Origin of the sequence: Psychrobacter sp. LFX-11D (assembly GCF_904846475.1) — a bacterium.
GTDB lineage: Bacteria > Pseudomonadota > Gammaproteobacteria > Pseudomonadales > Moraxellaceae > Psychrobacter > Psychrobacter cryohalolentis.
Genome location: NZ_CAJHAV010000004.1, coordinates 132,079 through 157,967, shown reverse-complemented (window position 1 = coordinate 157,967; position 25,889 = coordinate 132,079). Strand labels below are relative to the sequence as shown.

Below are 25,889 nucleotides of genomic sequence, written 5' to 3'. Positions count from 1 at the left end.
CCATATTACTGACGTGTCAAATTAAGCATATTTTTATATTTTTAGATGTTATTTTAAATGGATTAGCACCGGATAGACTACCTTATGCCAAAAATCACTGTACTACCCCATCATGAAATTTGCCCTAAAGGCATCGAAGTTGAATTAGCAGCAGGCGAAAACTTATGTAAAGCCTTATTAGAAAAAGGCATCAAGATTGAACATGCTTGCGAGATGTCAAAAGCTTGTACAACTTGCCATGTCGTCGTACGTAAAGGTTTTAATAGCTTGGATGAGATGGATGATATCGAAGCCGACTTACTTGATCGTGCTTGGGGGCTGGAACCTGATTCACGCTTGTCTTGTCAGGTGATGCTTGAGGATGACGATTTAACCATCGAAATTCCTAAATACACTTTAAACCATGCTAAAGAAAATCACTAATTATTGATGACTTTATACTCATAAAAAAGCCAACTATGTCTTATAGCTGGCTTTTTCCTATTCCAATATCTGATACTTTAAGTAATCACAATCTATTCATGAGCAAAGAAAATTATTTACTATCATTATAGTATTGCTATCAATTATTTATGCTTCCCTTCTTTTTTACTGGCTGCGTCAATTTTAATAGCGACAGATTTTTCTTCTTGTTCGATGCGTTCAAGTGCAAGATTGAGACGAATTCTGATATCTTGATAATCATTATCTTGCATGTCTCTAAAGTTCAAATGCAGATTAAAACCTGGAAGCGTGTGGTCTACCCATTTCGATAACTTGCCTTTATTTTCATCTGGATCCAATACTTTCCAAGCACTTACTTTATCATCGAAACCTTTTAGCGGGAAAGCACCTGCGTATTCGCAGTCAAAATCATGAGCGATATAGTCGTGAGTGCTCTCGCTAATGTATATTTCACCCTTACCAGCGACAGCTTCAAGCCTTGAAGCCAGATTGGCCTCTTTGCCAATCAGCGTATAGCTCAGACGATTATTACTACCAAAGTTACCAACATGACAGTAGCCTGTGCTAATACCTACGCGTATATATAATCCCTCAAAGCCCATCAGTCGCCATTTTTGCCTCAATGTGCGCATTTCACGGCGCATATCTATTGCCATAGCTACACAATCTAGGGCATCTTGACGCGGACCACGGCTATTTGGCTCTCCAAAAAAACACACCATGCCATCACCAATAAACTTATCTAATACTGCCCCATGTTTATTAGCGATCAAAGTCATACAGTGCATATAAGTGTTTAAAATATCAGCCAAATTATCTGCACTTAAGCTATCAGACAGCTCAGTGAAACCAACGATATCTGAAAACATAATCGTCAACTTAGCGCGTTTATTAGCGACAGTAACTGGACCGTCCGCTTTGACAATAGGCTCCCATACTTGCGGTGGTACGAAACGTGTCAACTTATTGATTACCGACACCATCGTACTTAAGCGACCAACCACTTGCTCAGCCCGTGCCTCATAATGGACATACTCATGATATATATGGCGAAAATGACAAAGTATTACGAGCATCGCTGCTAGCAAGATGATAGGCGTTATCCAAGTGGTATGACAATCTATCTCGGCACTACTCAAAATGACACTAACGTAGTAAAAAATAATGATGGTAACGATGGATACAGAAACCAGCTTTAGATGATTCTCAGGGCTGCTGAGAATGATACGTAGTCCAATTAACGCTGCCAAACTTAATGAGATGAGGGGACAAAGCTGAATAGAACCAATGACCACAGAAAATAAAATAATAACAATATTAGACGTCCAAAAGCTTTTTTGACGACGAAAGTTATAAATTAAAATCATGAGGCTAGGTAAGCAGACGACGATTAAAAGTGCCATCGAAGTTGGACTGAAGTCAAAATGGATAGCGAGCAGTATCACGCTGAGTATGAGAACAAAGATTTCAGGATAATCAAATCGACAGACATCAGTACCCTGTATAGATTTTTTGGGGCTAAAGGTGTCTAAAAGTGCCATGAGAGCTATTCGCTTAAATCAGTAAAATCATTGAAAGTACTCATAAAGATAGTATAGATAATGTACCTTATCCTTATAAAGAATATTTATGCTTATAAATAATATAAGAGAAATTAAACAGTTAACTTGCATATTATACGTTCTAATCTTAGTAACAGCTATGTCATTGAGTCCTCAAAGTATACCGTTTGTCATTTATTTTGTTACCAAAGCCAATGAAATCATCATCTCAAGACCTTTGTACTAAACATAAATATCAAGTTAAAGCTAATGGCAAAAAAGCCAGATAATATATCTGACTTCTTTTAACTGACATGTACCAAACAATGTTAAAACTATCAATAAGTAGTTAATTACATCTGCCAATCAAACGGCATTTGATGATGACCGCGCAGTGCCATCATCAAAGTCTGTTGCATTTGCGCCAATACTTCTTTGCTATAAGGCACTGCAGGAACGCCCCATACCGGATTTGGCCACTGCATATCGTTTTGATAGCGGACAATATGATGAAAATGAAGCTGTGGTACTTGATTACCGAGTGCTGCCACATTCATTTTATCTGCCTGAAAAGTTTTAGCGAGCTGACTTGATAACCAGCTCGATTCACGCAAAAACTGCGTTTGGTCTGCCTCAGACAATTCATACAATTCTTTGATGCCTGATACTCGTGGCACCAATATCAACCATGGAAACTGGCAATCATTGATTAAGCGACAGGTTGATAGTGGAAAATCACCCACTAAAAAACTATCGGCAGCAAGTTTATGATGAAGTTGGAACATAATGGCGGTTCTCTTGTTATGAAACTCAAGGATAAGAAAGAAAGATTAGGCTTAACATTTAAAACAGATATTTAAGGTAAAAATACAGTGACGCTATTTTATCAGTTATCCAATCGATAAAATAGCGTCATGATTTATTGTCTAAATGTCCTGCTTTTTAAATCTCTTAGTCTATAAGGTAAAGGTTAAACAGCTATTTTCCATGGTATATAGTGATGATTGAATATCCTAAACCGACTCTACCACCATATGCTTGCTAAAATAGCTTAATAACTCTTGAATCACCGTGACACGCTGCTGCGGTGTTGCCAATTTATCAGCATCCTGATAGCGAATGCCAGAAGCACCATTCATACGATAGTGCTGCCCATTTGCTTGAATTAGTTTAATAATCGCCAAAGCATCGACCGGGGTATCGGGTGCAAACTCTAATGTCATGCTATTACTATTGGCATCAATTTTATTAATTTTCAAAGGCTCGGCTTGTATGCGTAGACCATGAACCGCAAATAACTGCTTGGTCTGCTCTGGCAAAACACCAAAACGATCAATCATTTCAGTTCGAATATCAGTTAGTGCCTCTTTATCATCGGCATTACCAATACGTTTATAAAATAACAAACGCTGATGCACATCATGCAGATACTCTTCTGGTATCAGTGCCGAGCTATGCAGATTGATTTCGCTGGTTAGCGATAATGGTGTACTTAAATCAGGCTCTTTACCGGCTTTAATCGCCTTTGTTGCTCGCTCTAACATATCCATATATAGACTGAAACCAATTGCCTGCATATTACCACTTTGCTGCTTACCAAGTATTTCTCCAGCACCGCGAATCTCTAAATCTTCACTTGCCAGCATAAAGCCTGCACCTAATGTGTTAGCACGCTCAATAGCATGCAATCGGCGCTTGGCATCCCCTTTAAGCCCCTTAATAGACGGTACAAGTAGATAGCAATAAGCTTGATGATGACTACGACCCACGCGACCACGCAGCTGATGTAATTGAGCCAAACCAAACTTATCCGCGCGCTCTATAATAATGGTATTAGCATTCGGTACATCAATACCGGTTTCGATAATGGTCGAACAAATTAGCACATTGAATTTTTTATGATAATACTGCTGCATGACTTGTTCTAGTTGACGTTCTTGCATTTGCCCATGAGCGACCCCTACTCGCGCTTCAGGCACTAGTTCACGTATGGTCTCTGCCATACGCTCAATACTGGCCACATCGTTATGCAATAGATAAACTTGACCACCACGCAACAGCTCACGCAAGATAGCCTCTTTCATCAAAGCGTCGGTCTTCTGCATAACAAAGGTCTTAATTGCAAGACGACGGGCTGGTGGCGTGGCAATAATCGACATATCACGCATACCCGAGAGCGCCATATTGAGCGTTCTCGGGATGGGCGTCGCTGTCATCGACATACTATCAACATCAGTCTGAATCGCCTTAATACGCTCTTTATGGCGCACCCCAAAGCGATGTTCTTCGTCAACAATCATTAGACCTAGATTAGAGAACTTTACATCGGGTTGTAATAACTTATGCGTACCAATGACGATATCAACCTTGCCTGCCGCAAGGTCTGTTAGCACAGTATCTTGATGTTTTTTACCGCCAAAGCGCGAAAGCGTTTCAATACGTACTGGCCAATCAGCAAAACGATTGCGGAAATTGTCTTCATGCTGACCGGCTAGCAAAGTAGTCGGCACCAGCACCGCTACTTGATAACCAGCACTGACCGCGATGAATGCCGCGCGCATGGCTACTTCCGTTTTACCAAAACCTACATCGCCACAGATGAGACGATCCATGGGCTGATTTTGCTTCATATCTTCCATGACTGCATGAATAGCATTGGCTTGATCCGGCGTTTCTTCAAAGGCAAACTGACTAGCAAACAGCTCGTATTGCGAGATATCTATTTTAAAATGAATACCGACCTTTGCCTCACGCCGTGCTTGTATATTAAGCAACTCAGCTGCGACATCATGGATTTGCTCGAGCGCTTTCTGTTTAGCTTTGTCCCATTTTCCACTACCAATCTTGTGCAATGGTGCAAGCGCTGGGTCGCCGCCGCTATAGCGATTAATCATTTGCAGATTGGCAACCGGCACGTAAATACTGGCATCATCAGCGTATTTTAGGTGAATAAATTCTTGCTCACCATCTCCGACATCTAAGGTTATTAAACCATTATAACGCCCAATACCATGCTCAATATGGACGACTGGACTGCCATCAGTTATTTCAGTCACGCTTTTAACCAAGAATTCTTCTGATACACCGCTCTGGCGACGACGGCGCGTTTGCAGCACTTGCCGACCAAATAATTGTGTCTCACTAATCAACACCAAGCGCTCAGGAACATAGACGCCACGTTCAATAGGCGCAACCGTTAGACCAACCTGTGGCAACTTTTTATTATTAAGCCCCGTTGTTTTATCGGCAGCTAAAAATGCCTCAAAGCTGTCATAAGCCTTGATCTCAATCTTACCTTTAAACAGCTCGATGAGAATCTCACGGCGACCCGCTGTTTCAGCGACAATCAATACTGGTGTTGCTGTTTGCGCTTGTAGCTCTAAAAACGCTAGCAGCTCAGTAAGTGGCTCTGCTTTTTGATGATTGACTGCCAACTGTGGCGGCTCTTGCGCACTTAAGGTCACCAAGCCTTGTTGCTTATTCTGAACAAAATCTAACTGTGGTTGCTCAGATAACTGTAATGGACTCTCCAATACTGTCTCGTCAATCGCAGATGCATCATTCATTGTCGACAGTTCATTACGTGCACTGAGTATCACCCGTGGATAATGATTGAGATGCTCGTTAAGAGTATTTGACAATAAATACAGCAACTCAGGGGCGACAATAGGCTTATCAATATCATGACGGCGCTCTTCATAGCGGCGCTGGATTTGCGACCAATAATCCGCCTGTTTCTCGTTAATTAGCTCATCAGTGATGAATAGCGTATCGCTTGGCAGATAAGCAAATAAACTACTCTCTACCGTCCAATCCTTTAAATCAAAAAACAGTGGCTGATAATATTCCAATCCGCTACTCGCAATGCCTGCCATTACATCTTTATGTAATTCGAATTTACGGCTATTGCTATTGGGGAACATGGCAGCAAAATTGGTGCGAAAGGTTTCACGCCCTTCATCAAGTGGAAACTCTTTTGCGGGTAGGATCTGAAACTGTTTAATAGGCTTTGAGATATCTGGCAGTTTATGCAGTAGCGACAATGACTCTTTGCCCATACTACTATCGTTGCCACTCATCATGACTTTTAGGTCATCGACAGTTAATGTCCGTTGGGTCTGCGGATTAAAAAAGCGAATGGTTTCAATTTCATCGTCGAATAAATCTAGACGTAGCGGGAATGGCTGACCCATGGCAAAGATATCAATGATACTACCACGTACCGCAAATTCCCCCGGCTCAAAAACGTTGTCTACCGCTCGATAACCTGCTTTTGCGAGCAGAGAACGCTGAGTATTGATATCAAATTGATCGCCAACACTTAAATCAAAATGCTGTCCAATTAACCAGCTTGGTGGCGCAATACGGTGCATTAATGCTTGCACAGATATCAATAACACGCCTGACGTTGGCATATCGGTTAATAAATTGATACGCTCGCTGACAATATCTTGATGCGGTGACAACTCATCATAGGTCAGCGTCTCCCAATCAGGAAATACATGAGCATCCACGCCGCAAAATGCCAGTTCTGTCTCTATTTGATTCAGCTGATTTTGGTCACGCGTCACTACGACTTTTAGACGCTCGGCAACATTCCATATAGGTGCTTGTACTAAACTTGCCAGCCATAAGCTGCTGACAGCACCATGTACAGGTGCAAGCCAGCGGCGCTGGGCATTTTGGATAGGGAATAATTGCTGGTTAATCGGGGCAAAGGCGTCAGTCAAAGCAGTGATAGGCATAAAGGGTAAGATCAAGGTTAAGAGTCAGAAAGCTATTATACGAATATTTGCGCAATTACCAAAATTTATGCCGTAACGGTTTGTCACATAGCATTATTATAGAAAACACCAAGAGCCAAACACTTTATAAAATAAAGATTTATTGCTAAGAATAGGGCTGATAAACGAAAAGACCTTAGCTTGCGAGCCAAGGTCTTTATAGGGAACTCTTCAAAAACAGACTTTGTCTTTAAATTAATGGCTTGTCACTAGCGATAATGCCGTTATTGTCTGCGTAGACAAACATACCAGAATTTAGCGTTAAATCACCAAAGCTGATTTCAAGATCGGTTTGACCTTCATCGCGGCGATTTGATTTACGCGGGATACAACCAAGCGCCATGACCCCGATGTCCATTGCTGCCATATCATCAACATCACGAACACAGCCATACACCACAACCCCTGCCCAGCCATTATCAATAGCCGACTGTGCAATCATGTCACCTAACAACGCACAGCGCATAGATCCGCCACCATCAACGACCAATACTTTGCCATTACCGTCTTTGTCTTTACCATCACTGTTAAGCAACGATTTGACGCGACTATTATCTTCAAAACATTTGACGGTCACAATCTCACCGCAGAATTTGTCTTTGCCGCCAAAACTATAAAACGATTTACCTTCGATATTAGGCAGGCATACCTGTGATTCAGGATTGGCATCTAATAAATCACAAGTTACAAAGTTTTCTTTGGTCATTGTTACTGATTCTGGCATGGTGAGACTCCTTGTCTGTTATGGTTAAATTGTTCTGACTTATTAAACTTAAAAATTACTTAGGCTATTTATTATAGTATAGTTTATCCTAGATAAAACCGATACATCATGTTTTGACGCGGCACTAGTATAAATTTTTCTAGCTTGCTGTGCCTGCGCAGACAGAGGCTGCAAAAAATTCATTCTAGTCCCGCTGTATCGTTTTTATACTGAGTTTACTATAGTAATAAATGTAAAAGTTATCTGATTAATAGCTTAATGTTTTACACGGGTCATCGCAAGCATCTGTTTATTTTCGATAATATCAGTGGTTTTAATCGCGGGTTCGCTGCGGTATTTACTACGATGATAGATATCATGGGCGCTCATCGCCATGGCACTAGCGACACGCTTAGCTGAAATAGGATGTAAAGATAATGACTCGGACACCAATGGCGAGATAAGCTGAAAGGCTTTTTGTCCCAGACTTTCAAGCGGACGACCCTTATGTTTACCAAGTAGTAACGACGGACGGAAAATAACCAATTGGGCAAACCCTAATGCCATTATGGACTCTTCCGTTTCAGCCTTTACGCGATTATATAAAAAGCGACTGTTGATGTCCGCATTCATCGAGGACAATAAAAAGAAGTTTTCAACGCCTTTCTCTTGGCAAAGTTTGGCGAAACCAACATTATAATCATGGTCAATCTTGCGAAAAACTTCATCACTACCCGCTTGTTTTTTGGTGGTGCCCAAGCAACTAAAAGCATCCGTTTTTCGATCAGCGCCAATGCTTGTAAAGATTTCAGCTAAGTTGTCAAAATCATTCACCTGATAAAAACGCATGCTCGCATTGATGTAGCGAGGAGGACGCCGTGCAATCACAATCAATGTGTCATAAATCTCACTCAGCTGCTTTACAAGATGTTGCCCGACCAATCCCGTTGCACCTATTACCATTGCTTTTCGCTGCATATCCTATCCATTTATAGAGTGTTGGAATACTTATGATCGTCAAAAATGTGACTTTTTAAAGCCCGTCGGTGACGCTGACCACTGTAGTATCATACCTAAATTAATCAATCATCGAGGCTATTATGCATGATTTATTGTAAGAGATTTTATCAGCAAACAGTTTTACTCAGCTCATACGCTCGTTTAGACTCAAATACTCACTCAATATTATGATAAATACCTTTATAAATACCTATTAAAGGCATAAAATCCCGCTCATCCACGTAATGCCGTAACTTCTTTGAGCATTAATCATCAAACTTATTGTCCTAAGGGCGATAATTTGCTAAGATAACCGGCTTTACACGTCAACGCTGTTTAATTATTCCAAACAGTTTTGGCGCTTGCGATGATTTATTACTATCAGATACTTTAATAGTAGGCATCGACATCATGTTCGGCGAGACGGCTGCTCGTTATCGATGATGGTTAAACCCTTTATTGCAATCCACATTCATAATTTTATCTGTCTTTATCAAGGAGATTCGCGTGGCTAATACTGCACAAGCTCGTAAACGCGCCCGTCAAAACACCAAACGTCGTCAGAACTCTGCGTCACAACGCTCTATGGTTCGTACTTATTTGAAACGTGTTGACGCGGCTATCGCTGCTAAAGATTATGACGCGGCTACCGAAGCTTACAAAAAAGCGGTACCGGTTCTTGATCGTATGGCTGACAAAGGTATTCTTCATAAGAATAAAGCTGCTCGTCGTAAGAGCCGCCTAAACAAAACCATCAAAGGCTTACTAGCTTAAGATTGGTTGCGTTTAGACCGTATGATGCTTCGATAACATCATAACTAAAACCTTGTCACTGGTTCTAATACTGGGGCAAGGTTTTTTTATGCCTGATCAAAAGTAATTAATAATTTCGTAAATAACGCTTATGTCCATTTTACTTCTGGTGGCAATAATAGCTTATTTGGATGAAAGCCAGCGGTACGGTAGGCTTCAAGCAAAGTGTGTATTGGACGTACATAAACTTCACCGCGCCAGACAAAATACGCACTTGCCTGCTCGAATGGCTTGTCATCAAACCACAAAAATACCCCTTCCATCATTTTTGGCCAATCGTTCCAATCAATCTCAACAACATCAAACATCACCGCTAAGAATGCAGATAACAAAGTGTCATGGCTGACAGCGAGCATTAGATGCCCGTGTTGCGGCTGATTTTGATAAAAAAGCGATAGAATATCGAGACCGCCCTGATAAGCGTTTTTAGTGCCTTCAAGATTGCCTTGCAAGAATCGATTGATAAAATTGAGAACACCAATCTCTTTAAAGATGGGATTTGCAATATCAGGTTCGGTCACTAAGCTACCAGGCTCAACCAACAATGACTGGTGCGCGATATCACGCCTTAGTCCTGCCCCTTCTTGCATCAGCTGCGCCGTATCAAGACAGCGACCAATCGGGCTTGAGATGCTATCAACATCGAGCGAATACGGCAGATGTCCTGCCAACCAACGACCCCAAGATTTTGCCAATACACGACCTTTGGGTGTCAATGGCAGCTGATAACTGGCAAAGCCATTACCATCAGAGCGCTCACGCAGGGAATGTCTGGTAAATAAAATCAGGCGCTTATCTTCAGGTAACAACCTGACCGACGACATCATACTATCAGGAAGATGTGAGGGCGCTGGTGCACTTGGAGTATGACTCGCAAGCTTCTCAGTGGATAGGCTCGATGTGGTGTTATTAGGAAGTTTACTCATCACATAAGCCTATCAGATTTTTCGACAGGAATGAACCAAATATAAGTCCAATTGCAATATAATCTAAAGCAAATATATTGAGAGCAGACCCGTTAATTTTATTAGAAATAAGACGCTATGACACGGTGAAATCAAAAAAGAAATACTCATATTTATTACGTTTGACTAACCGATATCAATTACTCTATCCCATGTAAACGATAATGCCGTACTACTAACCTCATTTGGATAAGCACGCGGATTGACGATAACGCGCGTATTATGAATGTGGTAATCAAATGCTTCATGCGTATGCCCATGCACCCATAGTGCTGGTGCCCACTCTTCATACATCCAGCTTGATAAATCACTGATAAATGCGGCATTACTTGGTAGCTCAGCATACTTCTCAGAGACAGATAATGGACTGATACTATGATGACTCATCACCACCGTTTTTTTGCCCATTGCTTTTGCCGTTATCAATGCTTTTTTAAGCCATTGACGCTGCTTAGCATGAATCTGTATCGACATTTCAGGTGAAAATAGTTCGTTGCCGGCATAGATCTGTTTGTAGTCACGCATAAAGCGCATTGCCACTGCCCTAGTCTCTTCATTGGCTTGATATTGATAATCTGTCCAAAGCGTACAACCTAAAATGCGCACCTCTCCGATATCAATATGCTGACACTGCAAAAATCGTACGCCCTGCTTTGATTCACTATCATAATTGTCCCAAGTCGCCAGCTTTTTATCAAAATGCAGCACGTCTTCATTAAAGTACTCATGATTACCAGCGATAGTGATTAGAGGGACTTGTAAGCGCGCTGCTTGCTCTTGTAGCCATGGCATACCAATATCACTATTTGCTGTATCTCCCGCTACCAGTACGATGTCTGCGTCGGTTTTGGGGATATGCCCTATCGGATGGGATTGACGTATATAACTGTCAATATGTAAGTCACTCAAAATCTGTAATTTCATAGCAGCCTATATCATTAAATAAACATAAATAGTTTAGCACCTTTTCATCTAGGGACAAAAAGTAAAAAGACAGCGGATTAGGCTGTCTTTTTACTTTTTGACTGAAGTATCTAATTGAAAAGTTAGAGACTTTGGAGTATTAACTGTAATTTCGCTGCAGGATCTACTGCTTGAGTAATTGAGCGCCCAATCACCAGATAATCAGAGCCATCAAGTAATGCCTGTTTTGGCGTACAAATACGCTTTTGATCATTAGCATTATCATCTAGCAGACGAATACCAGGCGTAATCAGTTTAAAGTCCTGACCACATAATGCCTTTAATGCCTTTGCTTCTTGTGCTGAGCATACTACACCATCGAGACCGGCTTGCTTGGTTAATTGTGCTAAGCGGCTCACTTGTGCCTCTAAGCCGTCGGTGATGCCCGTTTGTATGAGCGCTTCATTGTCCATAGATGTTAAGACAGTCACTGCAATCAGTAGCGTGTCAAAATCATTATCTAGCAAGCGCTGTTTTGCCAATGACATCGCATCGTGGCCCGCACTTGCATGGACGTTGACCATCCATATACCAAGCTCAGCCGCAGCCAATACTGCTTGTGCAGTGGTATTGGGGATATCATGAAATTTAAGGTCTAAAAAAACCTCAAATTGGCGCTGATGCAATGCTCTGACTATCTCAGGGCCACAGCGGGTATACAGCTCTTTACCTACTTTCAATCGGCATAATGCCGGATCTAATTGGTCAGCTAATGCAAGAGAGGCATCCTTTGTCATATTATCTAATGCAACGATGACAGGAGAATTAATTGCGTTGTTCATTGTTATGCTTCTTTATATCAGGTTTATCAAATTATTATATTTATAATCAGCAGTGAAAATGCATATTACAAATTATTAGTAATCGCGTTTTTGCTTGGTCAAACTTGACCCATCATGCACATTGGCGTTGGGATGAGCATTGGGCATTGTCGTATCCTGTACATTAACCGCTGTTGCACCATAAACAGCTTCTTCTACAGTAGGCGCATTCGCTTGACGATCAATCACCATATTGGCTTGGGTTATCTGCTCTTGCAAATTGGTATTTGCCTTTTGTAGACGCGATATTTCCCACTTATTTTGCAAAACACGGAAAATTAGCAGTGCTAACAAGATACCTATAACGATACCAAGTATGAGACAAAGTATCATTAGCAAGCCTAAATTCATCGTTGGTGCTTGTGAAAACAAAAGATTGACGCCAACTTCAGTATTGTTTGCCAATACCAAACCTAGCGAGTAAGCGAAGCTCAAAAATAGCAGCACTAATAATAAAATACGCATCAGACGTCTCCTTAAGTTTTTAATAGAACAGATAAGTGGATAAAAACTAAGCCATACTGATTGATATTACTACGTTATAAAAGGTTTGGTATAAATAAGAAAAATCGGCTCATACTTTAGTAGTAGATCGGTATGATATCTTATATTACTTCAATTAACTTACTGTCCGCCTGCTACTTTTTCGTTTACAGCTTCGCGTAATGCTTTGCCTGGCTTAAAATGCGGAATTGCTTTTGCAGGTACTGGTACGCTTTCACCCGTTTTAGGATTGCGACCCATACGAGCACGGCGATGATGAAGACAAAAACTGCCAAACCCACGCACTTCTACTCGACCATCATTGGCGAGCGTATGAGTCATCAAGTTTAATATCTCGCGTACGGCGTCATCGACAACGGTATCTGTCATCGTGTCACAATTTGCACTCAGATTACTAATAAATTCGGACTTATTGATTGTTTGCTGCATTATCATACTTGCCTTGTTCATTGATAGATAAGATGATGGAAATAACTAAAATGATTACCACAGATATTATAAAATATTAGCTGACAACCACGCGATTGTTGACTAAATATCTGTTCATTTATAATGACTTGGGTCTAATTTTACATCTCGTTACTCGATGTTGTAAATGATAGCGGATATTGAAGGAAATTGGAAACAAGAGTTCCTCTATCAAGGAAAAAACTGTATCAATTATCGTTAATACTAAAATTTAGCCATAAAAAAAAGCGACCGGAGTCGCTTTCTTTTATAAGATCATAACATTAGCAGTAAATAGCTTACTGCATTTGTTCTTTGATCAAGTCACCAATCGTTTTTGGTTGTGCATCAGAACCAGCAGCAGTACTAGTCGTAGTTGTGCTACTTAACTCTTTAATCGCTTGACGCTCTTCAGCTTCGTCTTTCGCTTTGATAGACAGGCTGATGTTACGCGTTTTACGATCAACACTGATGATTTTCGCTTCTACATCATCACCAACAGTTAGATGCTTAGTCGCATCTTCAACGCGGTCACGTTGAATCTCTGAGGCACGTAGATACGCTTCAACTTCATCAGCAAGTTCGATAGTAGCGCCTTTAGCGTCTACTTCTTTTACTTTACCATTAACGATAGCACCGCGGTCATTGTTGACTAGGTATTCGTTAAATGGATCTGAAGTTAATTGCTTCACGCCTAGGCTGATACGATTGGCTTCTGAGTCTACAGACAATACCATTGCTTCAACGGTGTCGCCTTTGTTGTAGTTACGGATAGCATCTTCACCAGTTTCATTCCAAGAAATGTCTGACAAGTGAACTAGACCATCAATACCGCCATCTAGACCGATAAAGATACCGAAGTCAGTGATTGATTTGATCGTACCAGTGATTTTATCACCGCGCTCATGTTTCTTATCAAACTCATCCCAAGGATTAGCTAGAGTCTGTTTGATACCTAAGCTGATACGACGACGTTCTTCATCGATATCAAGGATCATTACTTCAACTTCATCGCCCACTTGAACAACTTTCGACGGATGGATGTTTTTGTTGGTGTGATCCATTTCTGATACGTGTACTAGACCTTCAATACCTTCAGAGATCTCAGCAAAACAACCATAATCAGTTAGGTTAGTAACGCGTGCTTTAACAACTGCACCTACTGGATAAGTGCCACCAACGTTATCCCAAGGATCAGTACCTAGTTGTTTTAGACCTAGGCTTACGCGATTGCGCTCACGGTCAAATTTAAGTACTTTAACTTTAAGATCTTGACCAACTTCAACCACCTCAGATGGGTGCTTGATGCGGCGCCATGCCATATCAGTGATGTGCAATAGACCATCAATACCACCAAGATCAACGAATGCACCGTAATCAGTTAGGTTCTTAACGATACCTTCGATCTCGATACCTTCTTCAAGCTTGTTCAATAGCTCTTCGCGCTCAGCTGAGTTTTCAGCTTCCATAACGGCACGGCGACTAACGACAACGTTGTTACGTTTTTGATCAAGTTTGATAACTTTAAATTCTAACTCTTTACCTTCTAGATGCGTCGTATCACGGATAGGACGTACATCTACCAATGAACCTGGCAAGAAAGCGCGTACTGAACCGATATCTACAGTAAAGCCGCCTTTTACTTTGCTAGAAATAATACCTTTTACAATCTCATCATTGTCAGAGATTTTTTCAAGGAAATTCCAAGTTTCAACGCGTTTGGCTTTTTCACGTGACAGTAAGGTTTGACCCATACCGTTATCAACCGCTTCAACCACTACGTCTACTGTATCGCCAACTTCAACTTCAAGTTCGCCTTCTTCGCTTAAAAACTCTTCACGAGCGACGATACCTTCAGATTTTAGACCCGTATCAACAGTGATCCAGTCGTTATCGATGGCGACAACAGTACCAGTAATAACCGAGCCACGCTCGATATCCAGACCTGTTTCTTCGATGCTCGCTTCAAATAGTTCAGCAAATGATTCCATTATGTCTACCTTTGTATAGCCGTATCCTGTCCAGCACAGTACGGATCAAATTTATGACTGTATAAAATGAGAATACTGGTTTTATATCCTATGCAGTCATATATAAAAACGTTTGTTGCTAATAAGCGAATGCGTCAGCAAACTCACTAGCAACAACTGTCTTATATTAAAATGCGTTATATTTTTTAAATTATGACCTTTAAACAGTAGATTCCATTTTTTTCTAAAGATTACTGGCGTCTACTACTGTAATTTTATACTAAAATCAATCCTATAGGAAACTTTTTCATGCTTACTACCTTGTTATTATTAGCTATTGAAGCAAATACCTTTATCTTGACAATATTGTTTTACTTGCTTATAAACCGCATCAGCATCTAAATTGGAGCTGTCTAATAGTAGCGCATCTGCTGCAGGCTTTGATGGTGCCGTTGTACGGTTTTCATCACGATCATCACGGGCCTTAATCGTCGCTAGAATCGCTTCAAAATCTGCTATTTGACCAGCAATTAGTAGCTGTGTTACACGGCGCTCGGCACGCGCTTCAGCACTGGCAGTCAAAAATACCTTGACGTCAGCGTCTGGAAACACGACTGTACCCATATCACGACCATCCGCAACCAATCCTGAACGAGTTGCCATATCTTGTTGCAGCGTTAGCAATGCTCGGCGAACTTTTGGAAATACTGCTATCTGTGATGCGTAACCGCCAACCGTTTCATTACGAACTTGCTCACCTACTGCATCACCATTTACGATAATATCGACACGTCCTGATGCATTGTTAGGTACAAAGGCAATCTCTAAGCTTTGAGTTAACGCTAATACAGCCATCTCGTCAATGGTCTGACTTGCATCAGCAGTAATCAATCCAGCTTCAAACGCCTTAAGTCCAACGATACGATATAACGCCCCTGAATCAAGTAGCTGATACCCTAAAGCTTGTGCTAAACGCCATGTAACTGTGCCTTTACCTGCGCCACTTGGCCCATCAATACAAATAACAGGATAACGCAATGAGGGCTTCTCACTGTTAGTATTCGCGTTAGGGTTGGCAACAGTCATAATACTCACTTAAAGTCGGCAATTTCTACAACCACATAAATAATTATAAAAGTATCAATAAAGCATTTTTCACTTACTTATCAAAGCATTATAAGGAAATCACTCTATTAACAAGTAAATAGGGCGATATTATAGCAAACAAAGCCACCTATCACTAGCAGCAAGAATCATATCTTGTTAATCACTGCTGTTACACTTAGCTTTTGCCGCTTTTCTGCGCTGACGAAAAAAATCTTTGAGCATCTGGCTGCTGTGCTCACGGCACAAGCCTGCATCGACTTGCATACGATGATTATAAAAAGGCTGTTCAGCCAAGTTCATTTGACTACCAAGCATCCCTGCTCTCGGCTCATGCGCTGCATATACTAGCCTATCTACACGTGCATGAATCATCGCACCCATGCACATGGTACAGGGTTCTAAAGTCACATATAAGGTCGTCTTTAGGGGCAAGCGATAATTCTTTAAGCGTGTACAAGCATCTCTTAACGCTACGATTTCAGCATGAGCCGTCGCATCACAGCGTCCAATCGGCTCATTAAACCCCTGACCAATAATATGCTGGTTATGTACCAAGACAGCTCCTACTGGCACCTCTTCTCTCTCAGCGCCTTGCTTGGCAAGTTTTAGCGCCTCTGTCATCCACTTGATATCCTCAACTGACCAAAATAGAGCTGTTTTAATCTGCTCACTTATCAGCGGATTACCATTAGTAAATGGACTATGTATTAGCTGGTAAGGTAATAAATTAGTGTTTAGAAAATTTTTCATTTACTGTGGTAATTGCCAGTCGATAGGCGTTTGACCATATTGCACCAGATAATCATTGGTTTTTGAAAACGGCTTAGAACCAAAAAAACCACCACGATTAGCAGCAAGTGGTGATGGGTGTACTGCCGTTAAAATCAGATGTTTATCAGTATTGATATACTTGCCTTTTTTCTGAGCTTTACTGCCCCATAAAATAAAAACAGTATGTTCAGTCTGCTCATTAATAACATCAATAACCGCATCAGTGAACTTCTCCCAGCCTTGATTTTGATGACTGTTTGGTTCGCCTTCTCTTACTGTCAAAGAGCTATTTAACAATAATACGCCTTGCTGTGCCCAATACGTTAAATCACCATGTGCTGAAGGTTTGATACCAATATCGTCGGCCATCTCTTTCAATAAATTGTTAAGTGACGGTGGCTTTGGGATAACTTTAGGGACAGAAAAGGACAGCCCCATTGCCTGTCCAGGACGATGATAAGGATCTTGCCCTAAGATAACAACTTTCACCTGTGATAAAGGTGTTAAATTAAACGCATTAAATATCAGCTGTGCTGGAGGATAAATACCATCCTCTGACTGATAGGCTTCTTTTAAAAAAGCTCGCAAGCTATCCATATTGTCAGAAGTTAATTCTTCTGACAACGCCTGCTTCCAATCTTCTGGCAAGCGTACATTGTCGAGAATCGCTTGCTTTTGCGCGACTGTTTTTGTGGGTTGTACGTCAAATAATTCCATGATGAATCCTTTTTTATTTGTTATCAGGATGCGTTAAGGTTGATATTAACAAAATATTAGGGTTGCGTTGTCATATATATTAGCAATAAAAAAACGGTTACCGCAGTAACCGTTTTTATCATAGTGCGAAAAATAACTTAACTGGCTAATGATTCGGAGTCTGGACGTGGCTCATGAGTCTCAACAACAGTCAATATAATACGGCTATCCGCTGACCCTTTATCTGACGACTTATCAAGCTTCACAGTATCACCATCTGATGCCTCTGGCTCCAAGGTTAAATGTACAACCCCACCATTCACTAAATCACCAAATAGAATCATATTTGCCAGAGGCTTTTTGATTTCGTCTTGAATCAGGCGCTGCATTGGACGTGCGCCCATTAAGCGATCATAGCCTTTAGCTGCCAGATAATCACGTACCTCATCATCAATCTCTAAAGTAACTTGCTTATCGTCAAGTTGTACCTGTAGCTCAACCAAGAATTTATCAACCACGGATACAACGACTGAGGTATCAAGCGGATTAAACTGGATAATAGCATCAAGACGGTTACGGAATTCCGGAGTAAACACACGCTTGAGTGATTCTGTATTGTCACGGCTATGATCTTGCTGGGTAAAGCCCATAGAAGATCGACTGATACTCTCAGCACCGACGTTGGTCGTCATAATAACAATGACCTGCTTAAAGATAGCAACCCGACCATTATTATCTGTCAATGTACCGTGATCCATCACTTGTAATAACAAGTTGAAGACATCCGGATGCGCTTTTTCGATCTCATCAAACAATAACACACAATGAGGATGCTGATTGATTTTTTCAGTCAATAGACCACCTTGATCATAACCCACATAACCTGGAGGCGCACCAATCAAACGTGAGGCAGTATGTGCTTCCATATACTCTGACATATCAAAGCGCACCAGCTCAACACCCAACAGATTTGCCAATTGACGAGAAACTTCCGTTTTACCAACCCCTGTCGGACCAGCAAACATGAATGAGCCGATTGGCTTATCTGGTGCTTTCAGACCAGCACGAGACAGCTTAATCGCATCTGCTAGAGTCGCAATCGCTTCATCTTGCCCAAATACTAGATGCTTAAGGTCGCGATCTAGATGCTGAAGAATACTCTTATCATCACTAGATACTGACTTGGGCGGAATACGTGCAAGCTTAGCAACAATCGCTTCGATATCTGCTACATCAATTTTTATCGGAGCGCGCTTTCCTTTTGCTTTCTTATCAACAGACGATTTTGCACGATCATTGGCTTTTGCAATATCTGCCTCATCCTGCATTTCGTTATCACTATAAGTATCACTGTCGAGACCGTCGATATCAGCCTCAATCTGTGCATCAAACTCTTGCTCTATATCAGCAATGAAACTTTCTTCCGCTTCTATATCGTCTGCATCAGCCACAACCCCTAAACGCTTATAAGCGCCAGCCTCATCAATAACATCAATGGCCTTATCCGGCAAAAAACGCTCATGGATATGTTTCGCTGACAATTGAACGGCAGTAACCAGTGCTTCATCAGTATAGACAACATTATGGAACTCTTCGTACCGCGGTTTAAGACCACGCAAAATATCAATCGTATCATCAACACTTGGCTCTTTCACGTCGATTTTTTGGAAGCGACGCGATAAGGCATGGTCTTTTTCAAACACTTGACGGTATTCAGTAAAAGTGGTTGAACCGATACAACGCAGTTCACCATTGGCAAGTGCTGGCTTAATCAGGTTGGACACATCCATATTACTGCTCATTGATGAGCCAGCGCCAATAATCATATGAATCTCATCAATAAACAAGATAGCATTGGGTTTTTTCTTCAATGCATCTAATAGCGATTTCATACGTTTTTCAAAATCGCCGCGATATTTAGTACCCGCAATCAATGAACCAATATCAAGACTATAAATCACGCAACCATTCAGTGGTTTCGGGGCTTTATCATTGATAATCAACCACGCCAACCCTTCAGCAATAGAGGTTTTACCAACACCCGGCTCACCGACCAATAGTGGATTATTTTTGCGGCGGCGACACAAAACTTGCGCGGCGCGTTCAATCTCAGGACCTCGCCCAATCAATGGATCTGTTTTACCTTCAGCAGCACGCTGATTTAAATTGGTCGCAAACTCAACCAATGGATCTTTACTGGTTTTTTCTGAGGCACTACTACGGCGCTCGCCCGTCATAGAAGCACGCGGCTCAGATGCCTCATCTTTATCTTGACCATGTGATAGATACTGAGTCAGCTCAAGACGACTGATGCCCTGTTTTTTGAGCAAATAAACCGCATAAGTATCATGTTCTGAAAACATTGACACCAGAATATCCGACCCTTCAACCAAACGACCGCCACCAATAGACTGCACATGAAAAATTGCCCGTTGTAGAATACGATCGAAGCTTTGGGTCGGCTGCGGGGATTGCTCAGTATCAGGATCGACCGTTGGAGTATGCTTATTAATATAAGCCTCAAGCTCAGTACGTAGTGCTGAGACATTTGCATTACAGGCCGTCAATGTGTTGGCAGCGTGCGTATTTTCTAAGAGTGCCAGTAAAAGATGTTCAACAGTGAGATACTCATGCGATTTTTGGCGCGCAAGTGTCATTGCTAAACGCAAAGAAACTTCAAGATGACGACTTAACATAACGACTTCCTACGGTTATACCTATCTTTATAATTGATAGCTTTATGAATGAGTTAGTAAGTAAATCAGGGCGGTAGATGGATTGTTCAAGGGCAATATGAGTATTATTAAATGACGCTGTTAAATAATGGCTTCTATGGCTTGGCTATGATCCTCACTTGTCTTTATCTCAACATGATACTCAGATATAGTCAATCTATTAACACATACTAAAATGTATCGAAGTGTCCCTAGACCATTTTTCAATGATAATATTCATTCAACAATAATAGAGCGCATGTACTAAAGCTACAGACAATTCAAGAATTTGAATAATGTAAAAAGAGAATAAATACAGGCAGTAATGAGAAAAGCGGTTATATAAGAAAGTCTAAGCTAGTTTAAAAAAGAGAGGTGCAGAGCAAGTTTGTGCTTAAATAAACTTGCTCTAAAAACACTAGAAGAAAATATTTTATTGAAAATATTAAAGATATATAGTTAAAATATAGTGAACTTGAGAGAAACATACGTCATCAAGAATTAGAGTAAGGCTTTACTCGCCTTGATGCGGTTCGATTTGGGTCAATAATGGATAGCCTTCACGATGTGCCAGACTGTTAACTTTTTTGGCCTTGGTCTCAGCAATATCTTTAGGATAAATACCAGCAATACCTTTGCTGCTATTATGAATCGTCAACATAATCTCAACGGCCGAATCCATACTATGACGAAATTCAGATTGTAAAATATAGACGACAAATTCCATCGGCGTGTAATTATCATTATACATCACCACAGCATACATAGGCGGCTTGGCGACTTCCGGCTCTGCTACCAATACATCAGCCTGTGGGGCTGTTTCACCTTCAGGCTCACCCACTTGCGCAAGACGCATGGGTATATGTGGAAAGTGCCAATCTGATGTAATTGGCGTCGCTCTTGCTATCGTTTGTTTTATCATAATTGGAATACAGATGAATCAGTAGGTTTAATGAATGGTTATCTTTAAGAGACTATCAAATCGTTAAAAATAAGGGGTAACAATAGATATCTGGCTAGCAGCTACGACAACTAATGCTCAATAAGACTTAAGGCTCAATAGGACTTTCATCGACGTCTGGCAAATCTAACAGTGATAATGGCATATTATCAACTTTAGCACCAAGCTTCCAATCATACAGCTGCTCGACTTCTTGACCAGCGGCTTTTAGATTTAGCTTGATTTGCAATGGCTTGAAACCCGCTGGCATTGTAAAGCGACCACGTATACGCGTCACGCCTTCAATAGTGTAGCTGACGGGTTCTAATGGCACTTCTACAAAATCATCATCATCAAGCAAAGTCAGCGTTGGATTCAAACGTTTGGCTTTACCATCACTTGCGAGCATACCTATATCGAAACCATATTCAAAGGCATTTTCAGGTAAGGGCTCAATCTTTGCGCCTAGTATCTGTAAAGGCATGCCGCCCTTCTCACTCACAATCTCAGCATAGAGGTCATTGAGCTGCGCTACCTGTCTATTTTCAACCATGATGGCTTGCTGATTTTCGCGTAACTCTTTTAAGTTTGCCAAACTTATTTCTAATTCTTGTTTAGAAGTAGCAACTTCATTGGTCGCTATTTTATGACTGACGCGTAAATCTTTTAGCTCTTGGAGCGACTCTTTGCTGGTAATGACTGCTTGCTGGGTTTCATTTTGCATTGAATAATAGCCACGTTGATAACCAAGTTTGTGACCAAATACTAATGCGACAATTGCTGTCACCAATATCGCAATCACAAATAACGCTAACACCAATGTGGAAGCGCCCTGCTGCGAGCAAGCAATGCTGTAATGCTTCATAACACTACGCTGAGTTTCAGTATTTAGAGATGAACAATGTAAGCTACGCTCCAATTTATACGAAACAGAGTCTTGGCACGATGGGCGTGCTGGCGGTGAGCAAAAGCGTAGTACACTCTTAAAACGCATTTAGGCAGTATCTCTTAACAGGAAAGGCAAGTTATTATAGCGGAATTTATAATCAATACCTAGTATCATAAATGAGGATAATTTAATCACAACTAAACATTTGTTAAGGAACAATGGGCGCAAAATTTAAACCAAGAGACTCATCAAGTCCAAACATGACATTCATGTTTTGTACTGCTTGCCCAGCTGCCCCTTTGACTAAATTGTCTTGTACGACAATGACCGTTAATTCGGCACGCTCATTGTCTTGATGAACAGCAATACGCAATCGATTGCTAGCGCGCACACTACGGGTATCGGGATACAGCCCTTTTGGCATAACATCTATAAATTGTTCTGATGCATAGCTTTGCTCAAATACCTGTTGCCAATCCACTAAAGCACCTGCATCGGTCAGCTCCATATGGATAGAGCTCAACATACCGCGTATCATCGGTACCAGATGCGGCAAAAAACGAATACGATGGTTAAACTGACTGTCTAGTAACTGGGCAACACCTTGCTCAATCTCTGGCAAATGGCGATGACCTTCAACGCTGTATGCTTTAAAATTGTCTGTGCTTTCAGCATAGTTAAGTGCAAGACTGGCTTGGCGACCAGCGCCAGAAACACCAGATTTGGCATCGATAACAATGCGTGATTCAATAAACTGTTTAGATTGCTTATTTTGCGCTTCAATTATCGGCTTTAAACCCAAGATAGCTGTAGTCGGATAGCAACCTGGGTTGCCAACCACCAATGCCTCAGCAATTTTGGCGCGATTGACTTCAGGCAAGCCGTAGACGGCAGCTTTTAATAACTCAGGACAAACATGTGGTTGTTGATACCAGTGCTCAAACTCGCTCAATGACTGCAAACGAAAATCTGCCGCCAAATCAATGACTTTTACCCCAGCTTGAGTCAAAGCCTCTGCTTGCTTCATTGCAACGCCATGCGGCGTGGCAAAAAACACCACATCACATTTTTGCAACGTCGTTAGCGTCTCCTCCCCTAGATCACTAAACACAATATCTGAGATACCGCGTAAACTTGGGAATATCTCATCAGCGCGAGTGCCCGCTTCGCTACGGGAGGTCAACAAATCAATAGACACTTTAGGATGGGCAGATAATAGACGTATCAACTCAATACCTGTATAACCTGTCCCACCGACAATCGCTGCTGAAATCATAAGATATCCTTTTCTGCTACTTTACTATTACTTAATAAATATGAGATATAAACTCAGTCAAATAAATAAGAACATATCTCAAATCGTACTTTTTAGATTTTATAATCATGTACTGCATCGATAAACACTTTGGCATTGTCAGGATTGACCCACTGGGTAATGCCATGACCTAGGTTTGCAACATAACCGGTCTTTTCACCATTGGCATAAGCACTATCGAGCATCGCATTGACTTCAGCACGGATAGTCGCTGGAGAGCCGTACAAAGTTGCTGGGTCTAAATTACCCTGAATGGCTTTGCTACTTTGTAGTTTTTTATGGTGCTTGGTTAACTGACGCTGACTTTCGGTCAAAACTTGACGGGCACGATCAATCGGCATTGTCCAGTCTAGACCCAACGCATCCGCTTCACTATCTGCTTGCACATCAAGCCATAGCCCGCCGCCTTTAGTAAATAATACTACCGGTATTTCAGGATGACGTACCTTTAGCTCAGCGACAATACGCTTATTATAAGCATGTGAGAAATCAATAAATTGACGATGACCAAGCGCGCCGCCCCAACTATCAAATATTTGTAGTATCTGTGCGCCTGCCATGACTTGCGCATCGAGGTAATCAATCACTGACGTCGCTAATTTATCTAATAACTGATGTAAAAACTCAGGATTGCTATACAAAAAGCCTTTGGTATAGCGATAATCCTTTGAGCTACCACCTTCAATCATATAAGTGGCTAGTGTCCAAGGACTACCAGAAAAGCCAAATAACGGCACTTGCCCATTGAGCGCGGTACGAATACTGGTTACCGCACGCATTACGTAGTCAAGAGAATCATTAACATCGAGCACAGGCAATCTATCCAAATCAGCTTGCTGGCGAATAGGATGTTTGAACTTAGGACCTTCACCCGCTTCGAAATAGAGACCCAACCCCATGGCATCAGGAATGGTCAATATATCACTGAACAAAATAGCCGCGTCTAAATCATAACGACGTAATGGCTGTAAGGTGACTTCTGTCGCACGCGCGGTATCTTTACACAGGCTCATAAAATCACCTGCTTCAGCACGGGTCGCTTTATACTCTGGTAAATAACGACCAGCTTGACGCATCATCCAGACAGGTGTGGTATCGATCGGCTCAAAACGAAGTGCTCGTAGCAATCTATCATTTTTCAAAGGCGCAAATTTTTGCTCAAGCGAATTATTATTGTCTGAAGCACTCATGTACAAATCTCCAAAACAGCACTATATGTCACCAAAGCGCATATAACACTGGATAAATTACGTTAAAGGAAAAAATAGCAAAGCGCTTGTTATCAAGATACTTATAGCTCTATAGATATTAATTTTTTTACATCGTCAATGCTAAGTTATCACGGTGTACCATGACGACACGTTCTTCATTGTTACCAAGGATACGATCGAACTGCTCAGTACGCTCACGAGCAACGCGGCAGGCATCGCGAGAAGAGAAGTTGACTTGACCAACGGCGATACGCTCACCAGTATCCTGATGGACGATTTCGACCACATCGCCTTCATCAAAATCCCCACGCACTTCAGACACGCCAACTGGCAATAAGCTTTTTTGATGTTCGACCACCGCTTTTGCTGCACCTGCATCAACAATTAAAGAGCCTGACATACGCAGATGCGCGGCAAGCCACTGTTTGCGAGCAATAATTTTGTCTTGATCATTGGTGGTCAATAAGGTACCAACTGCTTCGCCTGATACCACTCGAGTAATCACATCATCAATAGCGCCACTCACAATCACCGTCGGACAGCCACCCATAGCAGCAAGACGACCAGCACGAATTTTGGTCAACATACCACCACGACCCAACTTGCCACCATCACCTGCAATATCAAATAAATAATCAGCCATCGCACGCTCTTGACGGATCATTCTGGCATTAGGGTTGTGGCGTGGATTGTCAGTAAAGACACCTTCTTGATCAGTTAAGATAATGTACAAGTCGGCATTGACCATCGCCGCTGCCATCGCACCTAGAGTATCGTTGTCACCAAACTTAATCTCATCAATAGTAATGGTATCATTTTCATTAATGACCGGCAGCACACGCCATTCTAGTAGCTGCGTAAGCGCACCAGTAGTATTAAGATAGCGACTACGGTTAGACAAATCATCATGCGTCAGCAGTAACTGTGAGCTTTGAATACCGTGCTGAATCAATGCTGACCACCAAGTTTCAATCAAACCCATCTGTCCGACAGATGCACAAGCTTGTAATGCCGCCAGTTTTTTAGGACGCTCCTCAAGATTCATACGCACCACCCCTTCAGCAACAGCACCTGAAGATACGAGCAGCACCTCTACGCCTTGCTTATGGAGTTCAGCGATCTGCTTTGCCCATTCGTAAATGGCAGTTCGATCAAGCCCTCGACCATTATTGGTTAATAACGATGAGCCAATCTTGACAATAACGCGCTGAATATCAAAGTTACGAGCTTGCTCAACAAACCTTGCTTCTTCTATCGTGTTCTCTATGCCAACTGCCATATAAACTCCTGTT

General features: G+C 41.5%; 22 protein-coding genes. 2 read left to right on the top strand and 20 right to left on the bottom strand.

Translation table 11 applies throughout. From position 1 onward, the window contains the following. The first annotated feature begins 84 nt into the window (after positions 1-84). Positions 85-423 (top strand): ISC system 2Fe-2S type ferredoxin, encoded by a 339-nt coding sequence (fdx, locus tag JMX75_RS04760; RefSeq protein ID WP_011513987.1) that lies wholly within the window; start codon positions 85-87, stop codon positions 421-423. Positions 424-566: 143 nt separating this feature from the next. On the opposite strand, the gene JMX75_RS04755 is transcribed toward fdx, so the two are convergent. The 5 genes from JMX75_RS04755 to JMX75_RS04735 all read right to left on the bottom strand — a co-directional run bounded on the left by JMX75_RS04755 (position 567) and on the right by JMX75_RS04735 (position 8,450). Then, on the bottom strand, positions 567-1,985 hold the full coding sequence (locus JMX75_RS04755; RefSeq protein ID WP_201531256.1) for an adenylate/guanylate cyclase domain-containing protein: 1,419 nt from the start codon (positions 1,983-1,985) through the stop codon (positions 567-569). Positions 1,986-2,338: 353 nt separating this feature from the next. Further along, a complete protein-coding gene (locus JMX75_RS04750) occupies positions 2,339-2,770 on the bottom strand; it encodes an HIT domain-containing protein (protein ID WP_011513989.1) in 432 nt (143 codons plus the stop codon). A 228-nt stretch (positions 2,771-2,998) separates the two neighbouring features. Next, complete coding sequence (gene mfd, locus JMX75_RS04745; protein WP_201531255.1) at positions 2,999-6,730, bottom strand: transcription-repair coupling factor; 3,732 nt, start codon at positions 6,728-6,730, stop codon at positions 2,999-3,001. Positions 6,731-6,959: 229 nt separating this feature from the next. Then, entirely contained in the window at positions 6,960-7,475 is a 516-nt protein-coding gene (rraA, locus tag JMX75_RS04740) for a ribonuclease E activity regulator RraA (protein WP_188018897.1), read from the bottom strand. 273 nt (positions 7,476-7,748) lie between these two features. Then, positions 7,749-8,450: an NAD-dependent epimerase/dehydratase family protein gene (locus JMX75_RS04735; RefSeq protein WP_181210099.1), complete on the bottom strand. Its 702-nt coding sequence runs from the start codon at positions 8,448-8,450 to the stop codon at positions 7,749-7,751. Between the two features lie 528 nt (positions 8,451-8,978). Here JMX75_RS04735 and rpsT point away from each other — a divergent pair. Further along, positions 8,979-9,245, top strand: coding sequence for a 30S ribosomal protein S20 (rpsT, locus tag JMX75_RS04730; RefSeq protein WP_011513993.1), 267 nt, complete (start codon positions 8,979-8,981; stop codon positions 9,243-9,245). A gap of 128 nt (positions 9,246-9,373) precedes the next feature. Here rpsT and JMX75_RS04725 read toward each other — a convergent pair whose 3' ends face one another. The 15 genes from JMX75_RS04725 to proB all read right to left on the bottom strand — a co-directional run bounded on the left by JMX75_RS04725 (position 9,374) and on the right by proB (position 25,876). Then, positions 9,374-10,210 (bottom strand): histidine phosphatase family protein, encoded by an 837-nt coding sequence (locus JMX75_RS04725; RefSeq protein ID WP_181210100.1) that lies wholly within the window; start codon positions 10,208-10,210, stop codon positions 9,374-9,376. A 165-nt stretch (positions 10,211-10,375) separates the two neighbouring features. Further along, a complete protein-coding gene (locus tag JMX75_RS04720; protein ID WP_201531254.1) occupies positions 10,376-11,173 on the bottom strand; it encodes a metallophosphoesterase in 798 nt (265 codons plus the stop codon). Between the two features lie 122 nt (positions 11,174-11,295). Further along, positions 11,296-11,994 (bottom strand): orotidine-5'-phosphate decarboxylase, encoded by a 699-nt coding sequence (gene pyrF / locus JMX75_RS04715; protein ID WP_201531253.1) that lies wholly within the window; start codon positions 11,992-11,994, stop codon positions 11,296-11,298. 75 nt (positions 11,995-12,069) lie between these two features. Further along, entirely contained in the window at positions 12,070-12,498 is a 429-nt protein-coding gene (locus JMX75_RS04710) for a LapA family protein (protein WP_133104463.1), read from the bottom strand. Between the two features lie 159 nt (positions 12,499-12,657). Beyond that, entirely contained in the window at positions 12,658-12,966 is a 309-nt protein-coding gene (locus JMX75_RS04705) for an integration host factor subunit beta (RefSeq protein WP_041753160.1), read from the bottom strand. A 317-nt stretch (positions 12,967-13,283) separates the two neighbouring features. Continuing rightward, positions 13,284-14,975, bottom strand: a complete 1,692-nt coding sequence (gene rpsA / locus JMX75_RS04700; protein ID WP_201531252.1) for a 30S ribosomal protein S1 — start codon at positions 14,973-14,975, stop codon at positions 13,284-13,286. Positions 14,976-15,284: 309 nt separating this feature from the next. Beyond that, positions 15,285-16,040: a (d)CMP kinase gene (cmk, locus tag JMX75_RS04695; RefSeq protein WP_201531251.1), complete on the bottom strand. Its 756-nt coding sequence runs from the start codon at positions 16,038-16,040 to the stop codon at positions 15,285-15,287. Positions 16,041-16,217: 177 nt separating this feature from the next. Next, the gene (gene tadA / locus JMX75_RS04690) at positions 16,218-16,811 is read right to left on the bottom strand and encodes a tRNA adenosine(34) deaminase TadA (protein ID WP_201531250.1); all 594 of its coding nucleotides are present in this window, start codon (positions 16,809-16,811) and stop codon (positions 16,218-16,220) included. Further along, a complete protein-coding gene (locus tag JMX75_RS04685) occupies positions 16,812-17,549 on the bottom strand; it encodes a uracil-DNA glycosylase (RefSeq protein ID WP_020443774.1) in 738 nt (245 codons plus the stop codon). Positions 17,550-17,686: 137 nt separating this feature from the next. Further along, positions 17,687-20,224 (bottom strand): ATP-dependent Clp protease ATP-binding subunit ClpA, encoded by a 2,538-nt coding sequence (gene clpA, locus JMX75_RS04680; protein WP_201531249.1) that lies wholly within the window; start codon positions 20,222-20,224, stop codon positions 17,687-17,689. Between the two features lie 532 nt (positions 20,225-20,756). After that, the gene (locus JMX75_RS04675) at positions 20,757-21,164 is read right to left on the bottom strand and encodes an ATP-dependent Clp protease adaptor ClpS (protein ID WP_011514003.1); all 408 of its coding nucleotides are present in this window, start codon (positions 21,162-21,164) and stop codon (positions 20,757-20,759) included. A gap of 127 nt (positions 21,165-21,291) precedes the next feature. Then, entirely contained in the window at positions 21,292-22,176 is an 885-nt protein-coding gene (locus JMX75_RS04670) for a hypothetical protein (protein ID WP_201531248.1), read from the bottom strand. Between the two features lie 103 nt (positions 22,177-22,279). Continuing rightward, the gene (gene argC / locus JMX75_RS04665) at positions 22,280-23,347 is read right to left on the bottom strand and encodes an N-acetyl-gamma-glutamyl-phosphate reductase (RefSeq protein ID WP_201531247.1); all 1,068 of its coding nucleotides are present in this window, start codon (positions 23,345-23,347) and stop codon (positions 22,280-22,282) included. Positions 23,348-23,439: 92 nt separating this feature from the next. Beyond that, entirely contained in the window at positions 23,440-24,576 is a 1,137-nt protein-coding gene (hemE, locus tag JMX75_RS04660; RefSeq protein ID WP_201531246.1) for a uroporphyrinogen decarboxylase, read from the bottom strand. Between the two features lie 127 nt (positions 24,577-24,703). After that, the gene (proB, locus tag JMX75_RS04655) at positions 24,704-25,876 is read right to left on the bottom strand and encodes a glutamate 5-kinase (RefSeq protein WP_201531245.1); all 1,173 of its coding nucleotides are present in this window, start codon (positions 25,874-25,876) and stop codon (positions 24,704-24,706) included. Positions 25,877-25,889 lie beyond the last annotated feature (13 nt).